This window comes from Microbispora sp. ATCC PTA-5024, from assembly GCF_000511135.2.
GTDB lineage: Bacteria > Actinomycetota > Actinomycetes > Streptosporangiales > Streptosporangiaceae > Microbispora > Microbispora corallina.
Genome location: NZ_KI866523.1, coordinates 899425 through 917295 on the forward strand (window position 1 = coordinate 899425; position 17871 = coordinate 917295).

At 69.6% G+C, this 17871-nt stretch carries 15 protein-coding genes and 1 pseudogene; 10 read left to right on the forward strand and 6 right to left on the reverse strand.

Features of this window, described 5'->3' with window-relative positions; all coding sequences use genetic code 11:
* The coding region (locus MPTA5024_RS16725; RefSeq protein WP_036324968.1) for a TetR family transcriptional regulator C-terminal domain-containing protein at positions 1 to 392 on the forward strand (392 nt) is incomplete at its 5' end.
* A 74-nt stretch (positions 393 to 466) separates the two neighbouring features.
* Here MPTA5024_RS16725 and MPTA5024_RS16730 read toward each other — a convergent pair.
* Complete coding sequence (locus tag MPTA5024_RS16730) at positions 467 to 1105, reverse strand: sigma-70 family RNA polymerase sigma factor (RefSeq protein WP_036324969.1); 639 nt, start codon at positions 1103 to 1105, stop codon at positions 467 to 469.
* Between the two features lie 227 nt (positions 1106 to 1332).
* Between MPTA5024_RS16730 and MPTA5024_RS16735 the strand changes: the two genes are divergently transcribed.
* Both MPTA5024_RS16735 and MPTA5024_RS44650 read left to right on the forward strand, forming a co-directional pair.
* Positions 1333 to 1674 (forward strand): hypothetical protein, encoded by a 342-nt coding sequence (locus MPTA5024_RS16735; RefSeq protein ID WP_157099506.1) that lies wholly within the window; start codon positions 1333 to 1335, stop codon positions 1672 to 1674.
* A 1876-nt stretch (positions 1675 to 3550) separates the two neighbouring features.
* Positions 3551 to 4417 (forward strand): annotated as a pseudogene (locus MPTA5024_RS44650) (tetratricopeptide repeat protein); the annotation flags it as partial.
* A 156-nt stretch (positions 4418 to 4573) separates the two neighbouring features.
* Here the strand turns inward: MPTA5024_RS44650 and MPTA5024_RS16745 are convergent.
* Entirely contained in the window at positions 4574 to 5743 is a 1170-nt protein-coding gene (locus tag MPTA5024_RS16745) for an endo-1,4-beta-xylanase (protein WP_036324972.1), read from the reverse strand.
* Positions 5744 to 6523: 780 nt separating this feature from the next.
* Between MPTA5024_RS16745 and MPTA5024_RS16750 the strand changes: the two genes are divergently transcribed.
* Positions 6524 to 7981 carry an MDR family MFS transporter gene (locus MPTA5024_RS16750; RefSeq protein ID WP_232326498.1) on the forward strand — a complete coding sequence of 486 codons (1458 nt, stop codon included), beginning with the start codon at positions 6524 to 6526 and terminating at the stop codon, positions 7979 to 7981.
* Positions 7982 to 8067: 86 nt separating this feature from the next.
* Here the strand turns inward: MPTA5024_RS16750 and MPTA5024_RS16755 are convergent, their stop codons facing one another.
* Positions 8068 to 9243, reverse strand: a complete 1176-nt coding sequence (locus MPTA5024_RS16755; RefSeq protein ID WP_036324975.1) for a hypothetical protein — start codon at positions 9241 to 9243, stop codon at positions 8068 to 8070.
* Complete coding sequence (locus MPTA5024_RS16760; protein WP_036324976.1) at positions 9240 to 9569, reverse strand: PadR family transcriptional regulator; 330 nt, start codon at positions 9567 to 9569, stop codon at positions 9240 to 9242. The genes MPTA5024_RS16755 and MPTA5024_RS16760 overlap by 4 nt, the downstream gene beginning before the upstream one ends.
* 236 nt (positions 9570 to 9805) lie before the next feature.
* Between MPTA5024_RS16760 and MPTA5024_RS16765 the strand changes: the two genes are divergently transcribed.
* Positions 9806 to 10729, forward strand: a complete 924-nt coding sequence (locus tag MPTA5024_RS16765) for a Ppx/GppA phosphatase family protein (protein WP_036324978.1) — start codon at positions 9806 to 9808, stop codon at positions 10727 to 10729.
* A gap of 510 nt (positions 10730 to 11239) precedes the next feature.
* On the opposite strand, the gene MPTA5024_RS16770 is transcribed toward MPTA5024_RS16765, so the two are convergent.
* Positions 11240 to 12061: a neutral zinc metallopeptidase gene (locus tag MPTA5024_RS16770; protein ID WP_036324980.1), complete on the reverse strand. Its 822-nt coding sequence runs from the start codon at positions 12059 to 12061 to the stop codon at positions 11240 to 11242.
* Positions 12062 to 12303: 242 nt separating this feature from the next.
* Here MPTA5024_RS16770 and MPTA5024_RS16775 point away from each other — a divergent pair, with 242 nt between their 5' ends.
* The 3 genes from MPTA5024_RS16775 (at position 12304) to MPTA5024_RS16785 (ending at position 14321) form a co-directional block, all read left to right on the forward strand.
* Entirely contained in the window at positions 12304 to 12822 is a 519-nt protein-coding gene (locus MPTA5024_RS16775; protein WP_036324981.1) for a GNAT family N-acetyltransferase, read from the forward strand.
* A 92-nt stretch (positions 12823 to 12914) separates the two neighbouring features.
* Positions 12915 to 13349: an ester cyclase gene (locus MPTA5024_RS16780; protein WP_036324983.1), complete on the forward strand. Its 435-nt coding sequence runs from the start codon at positions 12915 to 12917 to the stop codon at positions 13347 to 13349.
* Between the two features lie 126 nt (positions 13350 to 13475).
* Positions 13476 to 14321: an MBL fold metallo-hydrolase gene (locus MPTA5024_RS16785; protein WP_036324984.1), complete on the forward strand. Its 846-nt coding sequence runs from the start codon at positions 13476 to 13478 to the stop codon at positions 14319 to 14321.
* 51 nt (positions 14322 to 14372) lie between these two features.
* Here the strand turns inward: MPTA5024_RS16785 and MPTA5024_RS16790 are convergent, their stop codons facing one another.
* Entirely contained in the window at positions 14373 to 15395 is a 1023-nt protein-coding gene (locus MPTA5024_RS16790) for a LacI family DNA-binding transcriptional regulator (RefSeq protein WP_036324986.1), read from the reverse strand.
* Positions 15396 to 15645: 250 nt separating this feature from the next.
* On the opposite strand from MPTA5024_RS16790, the gene MPTA5024_RS16795 reads away from it, so the two are divergent.
* A complete protein-coding gene (locus tag MPTA5024_RS16795) occupies positions 15646 to 15903 on the forward strand; it encodes a hypothetical protein (protein WP_036324987.1) in 258 nt (85 codons plus the stop codon).
* A gap of 151 nt (positions 15904 to 16054) precedes the next feature.
* The gene (locus MPTA5024_RS16800; RefSeq protein ID WP_036324989.1) at positions 16055 to 17764 is read left to right on the forward strand and encodes an RICIN domain-containing protein; all 1710 of its coding nucleotides are present in this window, start codon (positions 16055 to 16057) and stop codon (positions 17762 to 17764) included.
* Positions 17765 to 17871: the final 107 nt, after the last annotated feature.

Sequence of the window (17871 nt, forward strand, 5' to 3'; positions counted from 1 at the left end):
AGCGTGAGCGCGACGCCCTCGGTCACGTCTCGACGATTTCAGGGCTGCGCCGCTGGCGGGACGCGTTGGTGCAGAACAACGCCCTTCGGCATGGCGCCTACGGCTGCGCGCTCGGTTCGCTGGCCTCCGAGGTCTCCGATCATGACGCCCTCGCGCGCCAGGCCCTGTCTCACCTTTTCGCCGAATGGCAGGGACTGCTGACAGGCGTGTTGCACAGGCTTCAGGACAATGGCGGGCTTGCGCCTGAGGTATCGGTCGACCAGCTCGCGACCGGGCTCATGGCCGCCCTCCAGGGCGGGTACATGCTGGCTCAGACCGCGCGCGATGTCACACCGATGGCAACCTCGATCGACATGGCACTCGCGCACATCGAGAGCCTGTCTGCTGGTTGAGCCGACGTCGGCGGCGTGCACTCCCAGGGGCATTGAACTCGAAGAGGTCCAGCCTGGCGCCCATCGGGGCGATCTCATGCCGAGCGGGCCTCCGGCGCCTCGGGCAGGTGGCCACTCGCCACCAGCGCGGCGCGGAGTTTCTTCCGGGCGTCGAAGAGCACCTTGTACAGCGCGTTGTGGGTCGATCCCAGCTCGTCAGCCAGAAGGTCCATCGGCATGCCGTTGAGGACTGTCGCGACGAACACCGTGCGCTGACGCTCCGACAGATTCTCTTCGACCGCGGTCGAGACCGCCGTCGCGAACTCACGGACGTGCGCCTCGTCGTCGGGGCCCACGTTGAACCTCGAAGCGATCCTGGACCAATCCTCTTGATCGTAGGGGACCTCGTGGCGACGCCAGAAGTGACGATTCATCTTGGTGGCCACGTCAAAGATCACGAATTTGCTCGCCCACGTGGTGAACCTCGCCTCACCCCGGAACCTGTCCAGACGCTCGCCGATGGCCATCAACGCGTCAGCGGTCGCCTGGTGAGCGATGTCCTCGAGCTCCGGGCCGTCCAGGTCGAGGACCGGCGCACGCCGACGTGCCTCATGCCTCGCGATGCGAAGCAGCAACGGATACAGCTCTCTGCACGCCGCCTCTCTGACGGGGCCGGCGGCCGCGAGATCACTCACCCATCGGCGGTTCTCCCGATCAGTCTCCGGGTCGTCCACTGCCTCCTCTTTCGCCGGAGCATCACAAGCCGCGCACGCGCCGGTCAGGTCACTCCCCACGCGGCGGCCGAGCAGCCGAAAAGTGGACGAATCAGTCCATATAGGAGTATATCCAGAAAGACAGTCAACCAGAGACTGGACTGTAGGGACCAGTATTGGCTCACTTTTGTCCGGTGATATCCGGCAATCGCCCTCTGGCCTGGGGGCGGTGATCCATGATGAAAAGCATGGGACGCGGGCGAGTGGCGGCGTGGGTCGGCGGCGCGGTGGCGGGTGCCGGGTGCGTCGTGGCAGGGGTGCTGCTGGTACGGGCCGGGCTGGATGACGCGGACAAGTGGGCGAGCGTCATCGGGATGTGCATCGCGGCGGCCGGGCTGCCGCCGGCGGTCTACAGCATCGTCCTTGCCCGCCGCTCTCTCACCACCCCGCCCCCCACGCAGGTCTCAGCCCAGCCCGCAGCACAACCAGGCCACACCGTGGGCGGACACGTCGTGTCCGGATCCACCATCGAGGGGGACAACATCCAGATCGGCCGCGCCCGGGATGTGGACATCCGCCGTGAGCGCTGAGGCCACATCCCCCGGCGGGTCACCGTCCGGCGTTCCAATGGTGTCGGGCTCGCGGATCGGCGGGCACAACATCCAGATCGGTACGGTCGGCGGGGATGTGCTGATCGCCCTGGATCGGCCCGCCTATCGGTTGGAGATGCTCCAGGACACCCCGGAGGCCCGCCTGCCGCGTTCTCGGCGCGGTCCCAGTTATCTGCTGGACGTGCAGCGCCAGGTGGTGCCGTACCGGCCGCGCCCGGACGAGGAACAGGCGTTGAAGAAGTGGCGGGATGATTCCGCCGTACCCGTATCGGTGGTCTTGTTGCATGGCCCTGGCGGGCAGGGCAAGACCCGCCTGGCCGCCCACTTCGCCTCCATCAGCCACGCCGACGGGTGGGCGGTGGCCCAGGCGGTGGAGAAAACCCCCCGGCTACGTGACGGCACGGGCGCGGTGGAGCTGGATCGCGGCCAACCGCTGCTGGTGGTGGCTGACTACGCCGAACGCTGGCACCCGTCCATCCTGGCCCAGATGATAGACGGGCTCGCGTGGGACCTGCCCGGCCGCACTATCCGTCTGCTGCTGCTGGCTCGACCGGGGGAAGGTCTGTGGCAGAGCCTGTGCGCGCAACTGGACCGCACCCCCGCCGATCTGGCCGACCCCATCGCCCTGGGCGACTTCGCGGGACCCGCCGACCGCGAGCAGGCCTATCAGCAGGCCGCCGCCGCATTCGCCGTCCATCTGGAACACGCCGGCCCTCTGCCGGTGCCGCCGGCCGACCTGGACCACCCCGACTACGCTTCAGCGCTGACGTTGCACATGGCAGCCCTGGCCGCACTCTACGCCGACCAGCGGGACGCCCCGGGTCCGGACCGGGCGGGCCTGTCGGACTACCTGCTCAACCACGAGATGCGCTACTGGCAGGCGACAACGCCCGGTTTCGCCTCCCCGAGTGTCATCGAGCGCATGGTGTTCCTGTCCACCGTCTTCGGTCCCCTCGATGATCTGGACCAGGCGCGCGCCCTGTTGCTCCGCGCTCACCTGGCCGACGGCCCCGCGCAAGCCGGGCTGCTGTTGGACGTCCATCACCGTCTCTACCCTCCTGCGACAATCACCCGGCCCGATCAGGCGCCGGCCCGGTCCACGGGACGCATCGACCACGCCGCCGCGGGCGGATTCCTCCTTCCGCTGCGCCCGGACCGGTTCGGTGAGGACTTCATCGCCGCCCGCCTGCGCCACCACGCGTCCGAAGCGGTTCAGACCCTGGCCGCCCTCACAGCCCCCGGCGACATCCGCGCTGAGGAAGGGAACAGTGCACGGGGTCCTTCTCCCGCGGCGCTGCGGCGCTGCTTGATCGTGCTCACCGCCGCCGCGGCCCGTCATCCCCAGGCCCGCACGCTGCTGCTGGAGTTGCTGGACCAGCGGCCGGAGTTGGCCCGGCACGCGACCGGGGACCTGATCGATCTGGTCATCAACCATGCCGGTCACCACCTCGCCGCCCGCTTCTATGACGCCCTCCCTGCCTACAGCACCGACCTGCTCCAAGCCGCCCGCGACCTCGCCCGCCACCTGCTGCACACCGTGCCGGCCGACGCACCCACGGCTGTGCGCGCCTACCGGGTCGCCGCCCTGGGGATGCGGTTGGCGGAGGCGGGGGATAGGCGGGGGGCGTTGAAGCATGCGCGGGAAGCCGTGGGGCTCTACCGTCGGTTGGCCGAAGCGGAGCCGGCGGCCTATCTTCCCTTCCTCGCGGCGAGCTTGACCGACCTGTCGATGCGGTTGTCGGCGGTAGGGGACAAGCGAGGGGCCTTGGAGCCTTCGCAGGAGGCGGTGGGCCTCTTTCAATGGTTGGCCGAAGCGGAGCCGGCGGCCTATCTTCCCTTCCTCGCGGGGAGCCTGAACAGCCTGGCGATCCGGTTGGCGGAGGTGGGGGACAAGCGAGGGGCCTTGGAGCCTGCGCGGGAGGCGGTGGAGATTCGGCGCCGGTTGGCCGAGGCCGACCCGGCGGCTCATCTCCCCGATCTTGCGGCAATCTTGAACAACCTTGGGATCTTCCTGTCGGCGGCGGGGGATGAGCGAGGGACGTTGGAGGTCTCGCGGGAGGCGGTGGAGATTCGGCGCCGGTTGGCGGAGGCCGACCCGGCGGCCTATCTCCCCGCCCTCGCGGCGAGCTTGAACAACCTGGGGATGCAGTTGTTCGAGGCGGGGGATGAGCGGGGGGCGCTGGAGGTCTCGCGGGAGGCGGTGGAGATTCGGCGCCGGTTGGCGGAGGCCGACCCGGCGGCCTATCTCTTCGACCTCGCGGGGAGCTTGAACAACCTGGGGATGCAGTTGATGAGGGCGGGGGATGAGCGGGGGGCATTGAAGGCTTCGCGGGAGGCGGTGGAACTCTGGCGCCGGTTGGCCGAGGCCGAGCCGGCGGCCTGTCTTCCCGACCTCGCGGGGAGTCTGTTGGGGTACGCATGGGTATGCGACGCGACCGGAACAGATCTTCCGGGTGGTCTCTCGGCAGCAGAAGAAGCGATCGGTTACTACCACCGGTTGGTCTACGAACTCCCCGCAGCCTTCCACGAGCTGCTCGGCGGCGCCCAGACCGCAGCAGCGAAAATCAGAGCGCGGATGACGCCGGTGGTCCGACGCCGAGACGACATCGGCGACCTCGATCGCAACGCCCCATGCCCGTGCGGATCAGGCAAGAAGTACAAGCGCTGTCACGGTACGACCGGCGATGCCACGGCAGCGCCGGTCGACGAAGCGGAATCATGAGAGAGCATCCAGCAACGCGACGTTGCGCGGGATGACCCTCGGCTACGCCTCCCCGTTGCAGGCTTCCGGCGTGCGCGGCCGTACGCCACGTTCGGTCGCTATCGGAAGGCGAGCGGGGCCGCCTCGGTGGAGTGCGGCCCCGTTCCTGTCGTACGGTCAGTCGCGACCCGCGCCCGGGCCGGACCGGTGCGGCGCGCCCGAGGCGAGTGCGAGGTCCTGCTGGATCACGTAGTACTGCGACTTGGGCTGCAGGTTCCCGTCATACAGAAGGGCGGCGCCCTCCTGCGGGTCGTCGAACCAGCCGGGGATCCAGGAATACGTGTCGCCGAAGCCCCACGGGGTGAACGAGATGCACTCGCGCACAGCCAGGCAGGCCTTCAGGGCGCGCGACCAGTAGCTCTCCTGGGCGTACGGGGCCAGCGGGTCGGTCGGGGTGTTCTCGTTCGGCGGAGCCTGCGTGAACGTGCGGACGTCCACCTCGGTCTCGGCCACCTTCAGGCCGAGATCCGCGAAGCGCTGCAGGTTGTTCTGCAGGTCGGGGAAGCCGTACTGGGTGTCCAAGTGGCCCTGGAAGCCGACGCCGTCGATGGGCACACGCTGCGCCTTGAGGCTCTTGACGAGGTCGTACACGGCGTTGCTCTTCACCCCGGTGAACTCGAGGTTGTAGTCGTTGTAGAAGAGCAGGGCCTTCGGGTCGGCCTCGTGGGCCCAGCGGAAGGCGTCGGCGATGTAGCCGAGGCCGCCCCACGCCTTGTACCAGATGGTCTGGCGGGGCTGCCCGTTGTCGTCGAACGCCTCGTTGACCACGTCCCACTGCCAGATGTCGCCCCTGAAGTGCTTCACCTGATCCTGGATGTGCTTCTTGAGCAGGACCTTCAGCTCGCTGTTCGACAGGGTGGTGGTGAAGCCGTCGGAGGAGAGCCAGGTGGGCAGCTGGTTGTGCCACACCAGCGTGTGGCCGCGGACCAGTTGCTTGTTGTCCTTCGCGAACGCGACCAGCCGGTCGGCCGCCGCCCAGTCGTAGGTGCCGCGGTTGGGCTCGACCAGCTGCCACTTCATCACGTTTTCCGGGGTGACGGTGGAGAACTGCTCGGCCGCGATCCGGGTGTAGTCGGCGTTGCTGCCGAGCTCGTCCATGTTCAGGGCGGTGCCGAAGCGTAAACCGACCCGCGCGCTCAGGGCGCGCAGCGAGTCGGCGGGGTAGTGGACGGCCTTGGACTGTCCGGGGGCGGCGCCGGGCTCGGCCGAGGCCGAGCCGCTGAGAGCCACCCCGCCCAGCAGGACCGTGGCGCTCAGGACGCCGATGGGCAGTGCGGAACGAAGCACAGGTACTCCTCGGGTTGGTAACAGGGATCTGATGGGTACTGTGATCAGGTCAGTCCCGCCGGGCCGGCAGCGGCCCGTGGATCCGAAGCGCGGGGACGACCGTGTCGACGGCGTCGACGGTCTGCTCCGGTCCCCGTCGCCGCCGTGCGTCAGGACCACCACGCGCGGTGTGATCCCTTCTCGCAGGCGGCGGATCAGCTCGGTGCTGCCCGGCGATCCCCAGTCGCCTGAAACCCGCATGCCGAGAACGGCCGAGACGGTCGGCGTCTGCCCCCAACCGCCGTACGGGTGGGCGCCGGCTGCGGTTGGCCACGATGACTCCACTTCACGCGACGAAGGACGTCCGAAAGTTTCGACAACATTACGAAAGTAATGCAGACCATAGGAAGCCGGTTGTTGTACGTCAAGAGTTGCGATCACCAGTCATTTCGTGGTCGCGGCTGGCTCTGGGCCCTTGGATGTGGGAGTCGGCTTCTCGCCTGCGTCAACGCAAACGGAATCTCTGCCGAAACGTTTCGACACCTCTTTCATCACGGAGAGGGGAGATGATCATGCAAGGTGGGGATCTCGACTAGGGGCGATGGCACCATTCGCCGCACGCACCCGGGAGATCGCGTCCACCGCCGGGAAAACCGGGTGACACTTCACGTCCCGTGCCGCGATGCTCGGCATGAGCGGTCAGTTTTGTCGGTGGCACCCGTCAGGATTTCCATGACCGCAACGTCCTGCGAGGCCCAAGGCTGGAGATCCAGCCCCGACAACCACCCTGATCGAGGTGCCGTGACCATCGCACAATCCGACTCGCCCGCGAAAGCCGCACACGTCGTTTCGGGGCGCACCCCGGTCGTGATCCGGCTGCTGGTGCTCGCCACGTTCGTGGTCATCCTCAACGAGACGATCATGATCAACGCGATCCCGCGGCTGATGGGCGCTCTGCGCATCACCGAGCAGACCGCGCAGTGGCTCTCGACCGCCTTCATGCTGACCATGGCCGCTGTCATCCCGATCACGGGATGGTTCCTGCAGCGGGTGTCCACCCGTCGCGCGTACGCCACCGCGATGGGTCTGTTCCTGCTCGGCACGGCGTTGGCCGCCGTCGCGCCGTCGTTCGAGGTGCTGCTGGGCGCCCGCATCGTCCAGGCGTCCGGGACGGCCGTGATGATGCCGCTGCTCATGACCACGTTGATGCAGGTCGTGCCGGAGGGAGACCGCGGCCGGGTGATGGGTAACGTCAGCCTGGCCATCTCGGTCGCGCCCGCGATGGGCCCGGCCGTCTCAGGGGTCATCCTTCAGATGGGGTCCTGGCGGCTGCTGTTCGCGGTGGTGCTCCCCATCGCCGCGGTGATCACCTGGCGCGGCCTGAAGCAGCTCGAGAACGTGGGAGATCCCGAGGTCAGCGCCATCGACTGGCTGAGCGTGGTGACCGCCGCCGCCGGCTTCGGCGGCCTGGTCTACGGGCTCAGCCAGTTCGAGGGCGGCGACGTCCGTATGGCCGCCGCGCTCGTGGCGGCGGGCCTGGTCGCCATCGTCGTCTTCGTCGTCCGCCAGCTGTCGTTGCAGAGGCGCGGCGTGCCGCTGATGGACCTGCGGACCCTGCGGCACCGCACCTACACGATCGCGCTGATCCTGATGGCGGTCGCCTTCATGGCGATGCTCGGTTCGATGATTCTGCTCCCGCTGTACCTGCAGAACGTCCGCGAGCTCAGCCCTCTGGAAACCGGGCTCCTCGTGATGCCGGGCGGCCTCGCGATGGGACTGCTCGGCCCGACGGTCGGCCGCCTGTTCGACCAGTTCGGCGGCCGGGTTCTGGTCATTCCCGGCGCGATCGGAATCACGCTCGCGCTCGCCGGCTTCACCCAGGTCACGATGACCATGCCGTACTGGCAGCTCCTGGGTCTGCACGCGCTGTTGATGGTGGGTCTGGCCGCGACCTTCACCCCGGTGTTCACCCTCGGGCTCGGAGCGGTTCCGCCGCACCTCTACTCCCACGGCAGCTCGATCCTGAGCACGTTGCAGCAGGTCGCCGCGGCTTTCGGCACCGCGCTCGTGATCACCGTGATGAGCGCGCGAGCCGATGCCCTCAGGTCCGCCGGAGTGGCACAGGTGCTCGCCAACCTCGACGGCATGCGGCTGGCCTTCGTCATCGGCGCGGTGCTGTCGCTGGCTGTGGTGGTCACCGCCGTGCTCCTGCCGGCCCGGGCGGACAGCGCGGTCGAGTTCGAGGAAGCCGGGCACTGACCCGGTGTGACAGCGGCGGAGCGGCGAGCGGCGCATCCGCGCCTGGTCGACTCCGCCCGACGAGCGCCGGCGCCGGGCCAGAGTGGTCAACGACTGGATGTGATGCGAGCTGTGGCGGTGCCGCTCCGACGGAGATCATGCTCCGCGCCGACCAGGGTGAGCATCCCCGTCGTCGTAGCGGCGAGGACGGCCGCGACGGCCGCGTCCAGGTGCCCGGTCGGCGCGGCCAGGAGGGCCAGGCACGCGCTGGTGATCGTCGCCGCTCGCAGGACGCGGGTCCGCCCCCGAAGGGCAGGGGGGATCAACGAACTGAGCACGCCCACGAGCAGGCAGCCCCAGATCAGGGCGGCCACGTACTCGTCCCCCGCTTCGAGCCTGGACAGGGCTCTGCGGACGTCGGGCGGCCCCGCGTTGAGCGGAACCAGGCTCGGCATCTGGTCGGGGAGGAGCAGGAAGGCTCCATAACCCAGCACGGCGACCACCCCGGCGCAGACGGCGCCCGCACACACCAGGGCGACGACGGCCTGGAGGGCGTCTCGGGTGGACAGGGCGACCGCGATCATCGCCGCCGCGGGCGCCGCCACGAGGGCCGCGATCATCCCCACCCCGTGGCCCGGCAGGTGCTCCGCGAGCGGCGGCAGGGCACGCTCGAAGGGCATGAGCGTGAAGCAGACAGGTCCCGCGACCAGGCCGGCGACGATGCCGGACATCAGGGTGACGGAACGCGCCGTCGACCCGCGTGCGGTCACCGCCAGCGTGGCCACGAGGTACAGGACCAGGGTGATCATGCCCGGCAGGAGACCGTCGCCGGATCCCAGGGGTTGAGGACCGCGGTGGTCCAGGAAGGCGACCAGCAGGTACGCGCACGCGACCGCGAATCCCGTCGTCCGCACCACCCGGGCGGTTCTCGACGGCCGCACCGGGCCCAGCAGCCCGGGCCTGCCTCCCCGCCAGGCCAGCAGCACCACGACCGACAACAGGCCGGTCAGCTCGAGACGGGCCTCGGGATGGGTGACGCCTCCCGCCAGGAGGAGCGTCACCGCGCCGGCCACGCCGGCGGAAAGGGCCAGGCCGCGCAGTGCCGGCGGTTGCACCGCGGCCGCCCGGACGCAGCCGAGCGCGAAGCGCAGGCGCGCCGCGGGCCGGTCCAGGTGCGCGAGTTCGGCCCGCATGGCCAGCCCCCAGTCGTACCGGGCGGCGGGCAGCAGCCACAGCGCGAAGGCGAGGAGCCGCCCCGCCGGGTCGCCTCCGGGGCGGCTCACCAGGCACCGCGCAGGGACCGCCGCGTGCCGGGCCTGTCCCGTTCGGCAGCAGAATCCGCGCGTGCCGCCACCTCGGCGGCAGCCTCCAGTCCCGCGCCGGTGAGGCGGTACAGGTGCCGCGGAGGTCGGCCCGCCACAGGGGCCTTCTCCCAGGACGACTCCAGCAGCCCGCGGTCGGCCAGCCGCATCAGGATCGGATAGAGCGAGCCGGCCTTGAGGTCCACTTCCCGTCCGAGCTCGTAGCCGTAACGCCACTCGGAAGGGTCGGCCGCCAGCGCGCGCAGCACCGCTTCCGTCTGAGGAGAAAGACGCCGTGTCCGGGTCACAAGCAAGACTCTATCTATATAGACTTTTCGGGTAAACCCGTCGCGCGGGAACCGGGCGGCTCGTGCCGGCCCTCGAGGTGATGATCGACGTCACCCGAAGCGACTACCCTGGGGGGAAGGGTTCCCCCGGTTGCTCGCGCGACGTGGGTGAAACGCGCCCCGGTTCTCCGGCTGGCGACGCACCACCGAGCGGCGACCCATCCCCCACGGGTGGACCCGCTGAGAGGTGATACAGGATGCGGCAGGCAGCTGTTCTGGACGTCGGCTGTCACAGTGCCCTGCTGACGGTGGTGCGCCGGCCCAGGGATCACGACGGCCTGGAGACGGTGCTGTCCCACAAGGTACGGCTGAGCCTGCACCGGATGCTCGCCCCGGACGGTCAACTCGACGAGCGTGCCATACGCAGCGTCCTGCGGGCGGTGGCCGAGACGATGGACGCCAGCCCGGCCGCGCAGTCCCGCGTCTTCGCCTTCGCCACCTCCGTCATCCGGGACGCGCCCAACCGCGACGAGGTCATCGCCCGGATCGCCGGGGCCACGGGCACGCGGCTGCGGGTGCTGCCCGGCCGGGAGGAGGCGCGGCTGGCCTACGTGGCCGCCCGCCACTGGACGGGGGCCACGTCCGACCCGCTGCTGGTGCTGGACATCGGGGGCGGCACCGTCGAGATCGCCTCCGGTGACGGCCGGGAGCCCCAGACCGTGCACTCACTGCCACTGGGAGCACGGACGATCACTCGTAGATGGCTGCCCGGCGGAGCCGTCTCGTCCTCGCGCCAGCTGCGCAGGGTCCGGGAGCATCTGCGCCAGGTGCTGAGCCGGCAGCCGGGACTGCCGACCCCTGAGCCGGGCGGGCACGTCCTCGCGAGCTCGAAGACCTTCGCCCAGCTCGCCCGCCTCGCCGCCGCCCAGGGCGCGCCGTCCTGCTCACGTGGCCGTCTGTCCTTGAGCGGGGTGAAGGCGTCGCTCGCCCTGCTGGCCGACCTGGACCCCGCCCACCGTGGAGAACTGCCGGGCATCAGCGCCCACCGCGCCGAGCAGTCTCTCGCCGGAGCGCTGATCGCCGAGGCGCTTATGGAGGTCTGCGAGGCCACGAGCGTGACGATCTGTCCCTGGTCCACCCGGGAGGGGCTCCTCCTGGAACGCCTCGAATCACGTCGTTGAGGAAGCGTCCGCCGCGGGTCGTCGTGTGAATGCCGTCAGGACCGGATTCATTCCGTAGTCATACGAACACTCTACGTCGTCATACCGTGTCTCCGACCCTGTCGATACGAAGCGGCGGGTATTCCTCCTGTGCGGGCCGTGAAGGCTCTGCGTGATCACGATCCTGGAGGTGTCTCCATGGGGAAGGACCGACAGGGAAGCCAATCCAATCGCCCTCGGGAGGACCGGGAGGCTCCGGACTCCCCCGGCCACCGGGATGACGCCTGGAGCGGTGGAGGGAAAGCCCCGGAAGTCGAGGACCCGCCGGAATACGACCGAAGCAGCCGTACGGACGGACGAAGGGCTGCTGAGCCTGAGGGCGGCCGGAACAGACGCGGCACGTAGCCCGGATCCGCCTCGGGCGACCGGGGCCGGAGTGGGGCGAGCCCGGTGCCGACATTCGGCGCCGGGCTCTTCGTGCGTCCAGGGACCCGTCGCCGTCCGCCGGAACCGCGCAGGCGCCGGGACCGTTCAGGTGACCTCAGACTTCAGGCTGGTCCAGGTGGTGCAGGCGCCGGGCCTGCCCGAGCGGAATCCCCGCTCCATCCAGAGCAACTGCGTGCTCAGCCTGCCGTGGTCGCGTACCCACCTGCGGGCGAGCGTCCCCGAGTAGAGGCCCTCGAACTGCTCCCATGGCGGCATCGTCCGCTCCATCGCCCTGATGGCCACCCCGGAGAGGCATTCCGCCTGGAGCTCTAACCGTCTGCTGAGCAGGTCGGCCGCGGATCTCTTCGCGCTTTCCAGGGCGAAGTCGCGGTAGTCCGTGATGTTGGTCAGATACTGCACGTGGTGTCCGTACTCGTGCGCCACCACCTGCGCCGCCTCCGCTCTCGACCACGGCCAGAGGCCGTCGCCGCCCACGAGGACGTAGTACGTCGAGGTCGCTCCGCAGTACGTCCCCTCGGCGCCCGCCACGGGCATCGTTCCGCACTGGGGGTCGTGCACGCGCTCGAGGACGAATTCACGCCGGGGCTTTGTGAAGAAGACGTTGACCTTCTCGAATTCCCTCGCCCAGATGCGATCGAGGCAGGCCGAGACCGCCGACAGATAGTTCTTCTGGTCCGTCCAGTCGCCCGTCCAGACAAGGGGAAGCTCGCACTCCGCGGTCGCCTCCGGCGCCCCGTACAGGGGACTCCTGACGGCGGCCTCCTCGCCGATGGGGACGGACGTCCAGCGATGGACCAGGGCCCGGTACGGCGAGGGCGCGGATCGCATCGGCGTCGCCTGGGACGCGGGCCCGACCGCGCAGGTCGTCACAAGGAGAAAGGCGAGCATGATCAGGGGACGCCGCACGCTGAAGGATCTTATCCAGCCGAACCGTGACGCCAAGGGGCAAAGCCATGGTCTGGGCGCTCTTACAGCGGGTTGGGCGACGGGCGAGAGTCCGGGCGATCGCGGGCTTTACGGACGCCGGAAGGCCGGACAGTCTGACGAAAACAGCTCGCCGGCACAGGCCTATGGGCGAGCCGTACCCCGAAGATCGGCGAGAGGCGTGTGGGAGGATCGGGCCGCGCGGACGTGAAGATCGGAGGGGCATGGGGGACATCGTTCGGCTGTCGGCGGAGGAGCTGGTGGAGTCGGCGAAGGGGCTGGCCGTGCTGCTCCAGGACGCGGTGGAGGGCGGCGCGTCGGTGGGCTTCCTCGCCCCGCTCGACCTCGGGACGGCGGCGGCCTGGTGGGAGTCCCTCGCCCCCGCCGTGGCCGAGGGACGGATGATCCTCTGGGTGGCCCGGGACGGCGGCGAGATCATCGGGACGATCACGCTGCGGCTGGAGCAGTACCCCAACGGCCGGCACCGCGGCGAGATCGCCAAGCTGCTGGTCCACCGCATGGCCCGCGGGCGGGGACTCGGCCGCGACCTGCTGGCCATCGCCGAGCGCGCCGCGATCGAGGACGGGCGGACCCTGCTGATCCTGGACACCGAGACCGGCAGCCGCGCCGAGGAGCTCTACCGGCGGAAGGGGTGGACGCCGCTCGGCGTCGTGCCCGGCCACGCCGCCGACCCGTCCGGGGTCCTCAAGCCCACCACCTTCTTCTACAAGCGGCTGGCCTAGGACCCGGCAAGGCCGTTCGGCGGAGAAAGCGCCGCCCGAGCCTTTGCCCTGCCCGCGCTACGTTGAAAGTGAGCGGTGGGGGTGATCGCGGGATGGCCGACGCGCGGGAGCTGGCGGACGAGATGCTGAGCGCTGTCAACGACCACGACGTGGACCGGCTCCTGCGGTGCTTCGGCGCCGATGCCGTCCTCGTCACCCCGATCGGCGTCGCGGAGGGGCGCGAGCAGATCGCCCGGTTCTACGAGCACCTCATCAAGGGGTTCCCCGACATCTGCTTGACCGTGTGGAACAAGGTCACATGCTCGGAACCGGCGTTCACCGAGTGGACGCTGACCGGCACGCACACCGGTCCGTTCCTCCTGCCGGACGGCGAGGTGCTCGAAGGAACCGGCCGGCGGATCACCGTACGCGGCTGCGGGGCCTGCACCGCGGAGGACGGCCGGATCGTCACGCACCGGGACTACTTCGACCAGCTGGAGCTGTTGTCCCAGCTCGGATTCGAGCTCCTGCCGCCGCCCCAGCCATGACCGTCGCCCCCCTCGTGGACGTCGTGGCGCGCGCGTGAGCAACGGCGGCCGTCTCCAACCGCCCCCCGCGTCGACCTCTCCGGCGGCCGCCTACGTAGCCTGAAAATCGGGAGAGGGGAGGCCGACATGCCCGATACGGCCGACGCGAGCCTGTACTTCGTCGGGAACGCCACGATGCTCATCCGCTGTCGAGGGCTGACCCTGCTGACCGATCCGAACTTCCTCCACCGCGGCCAGCGCGCCTATCTCGGCTGGGGCCTCAGCACCCGGCGGCGGACGGAACCGGCCATGGACGTGTCGGAGCTTCCTCCGATCGACCTGGTCGTGCTCTCGCACATGCACGGCGACCACTGGGACAGGATCGCCAAGAACTCCCTGGACAAGAACGTCCCGATCATCACGACCCACCACGCCGCCCAGCGGCTCCGGCGGCAGGGCTTCGAGAACGCCCTGGGCCTGGAGACGTGGGAGGACCACCACGTACGGCGGGGGGACGCGACCCTCACGGTCACGGCCACGCCGGGACGCCACGCGCCCGGGCCGGTCCAGGCCCTGCTGCCGCCGGTCATGGGCAGCGTCCTCGACTTCGGCCACAACGGGCAGGTCGACCTGCGCCTGCACATCAGCGGGGACACGATCATGGATCCCTCGCTGCAGGAGATCCCGCGGCGCTTCCCGGACATCGACGTGGGCGTCGTCCACCTCGGCGGAACGCGCGTGCTCGGCGTGCTGGTCACGATGGACGGCATGCAGGGCGCCGAATGGGTGAGCCTGATCAAGCCGCAGGCCGCCCTGCCGATCCACTACGACGACTACGAGGCGTTCACCTCGCCGCTCACCGACTTCCAGCACCACGTACGGCGGATGGGCCTGTCCCATCTCGTCCACTACTTGATGCGGGGGGAGACCTACCACCTGCCGGCCCGGCAGGAGGGCGCCCCGCGGCGTCCTCCGACGTCCGGCCCGGTCTAGAGTCCGGTCTAGAGTCCGGTCTAGAGGCCGGTCCGGCCCGGTCTGAAGGGCTCAGGCGGAGTCGCGGACGACCAGCATGCAGGGGATCCTGTGGATCCCCGGTGTGGGCTTGTCGTCGATGGCGTCCAGGAGGCGCAGGGCGGCGATCCTGCCGATCTCGGTGAGGTTGACGTCGATCGTGGTGAGCGGAGGGCGGGCGGCCAGGGTCATGGTCTCCCAATTGTCGTAGCCGACGACGGCGACCTGGTTCGGGACCGAGATGCCGCGTTCGCGAAGCGTGTCGGTGACACCGCGGGCGATCTGGTCGTTGCCGCAGAAGAAGGCATCGGTGTCCGGTGCCGTGCGCAGCACCATCTCCGCCGCGCGACGCCCCCAGGCCTCGCTCCAGTCGCCGAAGTGCGGCTTGCCGGTGACCAGGTGAAGGGAGGCGTCCGCGAGGAACTGCTCGGTGTAGCGGGCTCGATCGGCGGCGGCGGCGTGGTGGGCGGGTCCGGTGACGTGCGCGATGCGGGTGTGCCCGGCCGTCACCAGGTGATCGATGGCCAGTTGGCAACCCTGCGCGTCGTCCGACACCACGGAGATGTCGGCCGGGCCGGTCGAGGGAGACAGGGCGTAGACCACGGGCACGCCGACATGGACGCCTTCGAGCGGCGGGCGGGGGTCGGTGCGCCGGCCGGTCACGATGATCCCGTCGACGCGCCGGTCCATCAGGTTCTGCAGGTGGTGCTGTTCGCGGATCACGTCGCCACGGGTGTCGCACAGCAGGACGGAGATCTTGCCGGCGCCCAGCGCGTCCTCGGCGCCGAGCAGGACCGGAGTGCTGAAGCGGCCGATGCCGTCAGTGGTCATCAGGCCCACCGTCCAGCTGCGGCCGGTGTACGGGCTCGGCGCCTGCTGGCTGGGGCGGAAGTCCAGGGTGTGGACGGCGTCGAGGACGCGCTGGCGTGTTTCGGGTCGCATCCGCCCGGTTCCGCTGAGGGCCCTCGACGCCGTGCCCACACTGACGCCGGCCAATGCGGCGACGTCGCTGAGGGTGGCCCTCGCCTTTGTGACCGTACGACTCGACTCCGACACACACAGTCCTTTTGCTCTCCACCACTGCTGCGGTCATGGTCCCACCGCTTTCCCGTCTTGGCCAGTCGTGCGCAACGTTTCCCGAGTCTTGGCCAGATGGGGGCGAGTGAAAACGCGGCCCGCTACCAGTCTTGACGCACGGGCATGTGCACCGTACGTTTCCGGCTGGAAAACTTTTGCGCAGTTGCTCAACGCGGATTGCGCACGTTGTCATCGCCCTCCCGCACACGCCACCGGTCTGGGGAGCTCCATGTCCCGTGAGTCGTCCGCCCTGTCCGCGACCGGCCCGGTCCGGCTCTGCCCACAGGCGCGAGCCACGCTGCGGCCCACGGCCGCGCCGACGCCGGCCACGGGCTCGTGGAACGGCCGCCACCAGGCGTTCGCCCCTCTGCGCACACGGCAGGACCGCAGGTCGCCGGAGCCGCCGGAGAACCCGCGCAGCCCGCGCCCGTTGGCCGCCCAGCCTCATGTGACCGCCGGCGTCGCCGCCGGCGCGGTCGAGGACTGAGGCCCGTGGCCACGCGGCCGGCGCCGTTCCGCGGACGTGGTCCCCCGCCCGAGCGCGCGTCCAGGCCCTGAATCTTTCATCTCCTGCCGCCGACGTCCGCGGCTCCGCTCCGCTCACGACCACCCCCCTCACCTCATCAGGAGAGCTCGCAGTGAAGACCGTCACATCCAGAGCCAGGCAGGCCGCCGTCCTGCTCACATCGCTCGCCCTCGCCGCGGCCGGCACCGCCCTCGCCGAGGCTCCCGCCAGTGCCGCCACCACCCTGGTGGTGAACGCGAACCAGCCGTTCCGTCCCGTGACGCACGTGGCCTCCGGCTCGCTGTACGGCCTGGCGGACGCGACGAACCCGTCGGACAGCCTGGCCCAGGCCATCAAGCCGAACACCTTCGTGCAGAAGCCCCAGGGCGGCAAGCAGCAGGGGACCGGGGACATCCTGACCGTGGCCCCCAAGGCGGCCAGGGTCGGCGCGAAGGTCGTGAACCGGCTGTCCGACGTCTACGCGGGCTGGCCGTACCAGTTCAGCTGGAACGACTGGTTCACCCTGGTCGACCAGCAGATCGCGCAGACCAAGTCGTCGGGGATCACCAACCTGGCCGCCTGGGAGCTGTGGAATGAGTCGGACAACACCTGGAAGACGTCCAACGGAACGTACGAGGACTTCTGGACCAGGACCTACCGGGAGGTGCGGGCCAAGGACCCGACGACCCCGATCCAGGGTCCGAGCTTCTCGGACAACATCAGCGACATGGACAACTTCCTGCGGAACGCGGTCGCGACGAACACCGTCCCCGACATCATCGCCTGGCACGAACTGATCAGGTCGTCGAAGATCGCCGGTGACGTCGCCACGGTCGTCAGCCTCGAGAACAAGTACGGCATCAGCCCGCGGCCGATCGCCATCGAGGAGTACGCCGCCCCGTCCGAGGTCGGCGTCCCCGGCGCCCTCGTCGGTTACATCGCCAAGTTCGAGCGGTTGGGCGTCCACGACGCCGAGCTGGCGTTCTGGAACCAGTCCGGCACCCTCGGCGACCTGCTCACCGGCCGGGGCGGCTCGCCCAACGGCGCCTACTGGCTCTACAAGTGGTACGGCGACATGAGCGGCAGCATGGTGTCCACCACCCCGCCCGCGCAGACCGGCCTCGACGGCGCCGCGGCGATGAACAGCGCGGGCAACCAGCTCAGCGTCATCTTCGGTGGCGGCTCCGGCGACACCGCCGTGACCGTCAACGGACTCGGCTCCTTCGGCGGCACCGTCCACGTGAAGCTCGAGTACACCCCCTCGCCCGGCCGTACGGTGGCCGTCTCCGGGCCGTCCACGCTGAGCGAGACGAACTACACCGTGTCCAACGGCTCCATCACCGTGCCCGTCTCGGGGATGAACTCCACGTACGGTTACCACCTGGTGGTCACCCCGGGCAGCGGCGGCGGGACGTCGTTGGCCGGCACCTACCAGATCAAGAACGTGAACAGCGGCCTCGCCCTGGACACCGTCAACTCCGGCACCGCTCAGGGCACTCTGGTCGACCAGGCCACGCCCTCGTCCAGCACCACCCAGACCTGGACCCTCACCGACGCCGGCTCCGGCCTCTACAAGATCGTGAACAGGGCCAGCGGGCTGGTCCTCGGCATCACCAACATGAACACCGGCAACGGCGGAACGGCTCTGATCTGGGGCGACAACGGCACCGCCGACCACCTGTGGCAGGTCACCCCCGACGGGAGCGGCCACTACAAGATCCGCAACAACAACAGCGGCCGGGTGCTCGGCGTCCTGAACATGAGCACGGCCTCCGGCGCCCAGGTCCTCCAGTGGGATGACAACGGCACCGCCGACCACCTGTGGACTCTCACCGCCCGTTAGTCCGGGAATCGGGTCCTTGATCGCGTCCGCTGCCGGCACCGGTGATCGGTGCCGGCAGCGGGAGCGGCGCACCGCCGGCCAGGCGGTTGGGTCACATGCGGCGGGCG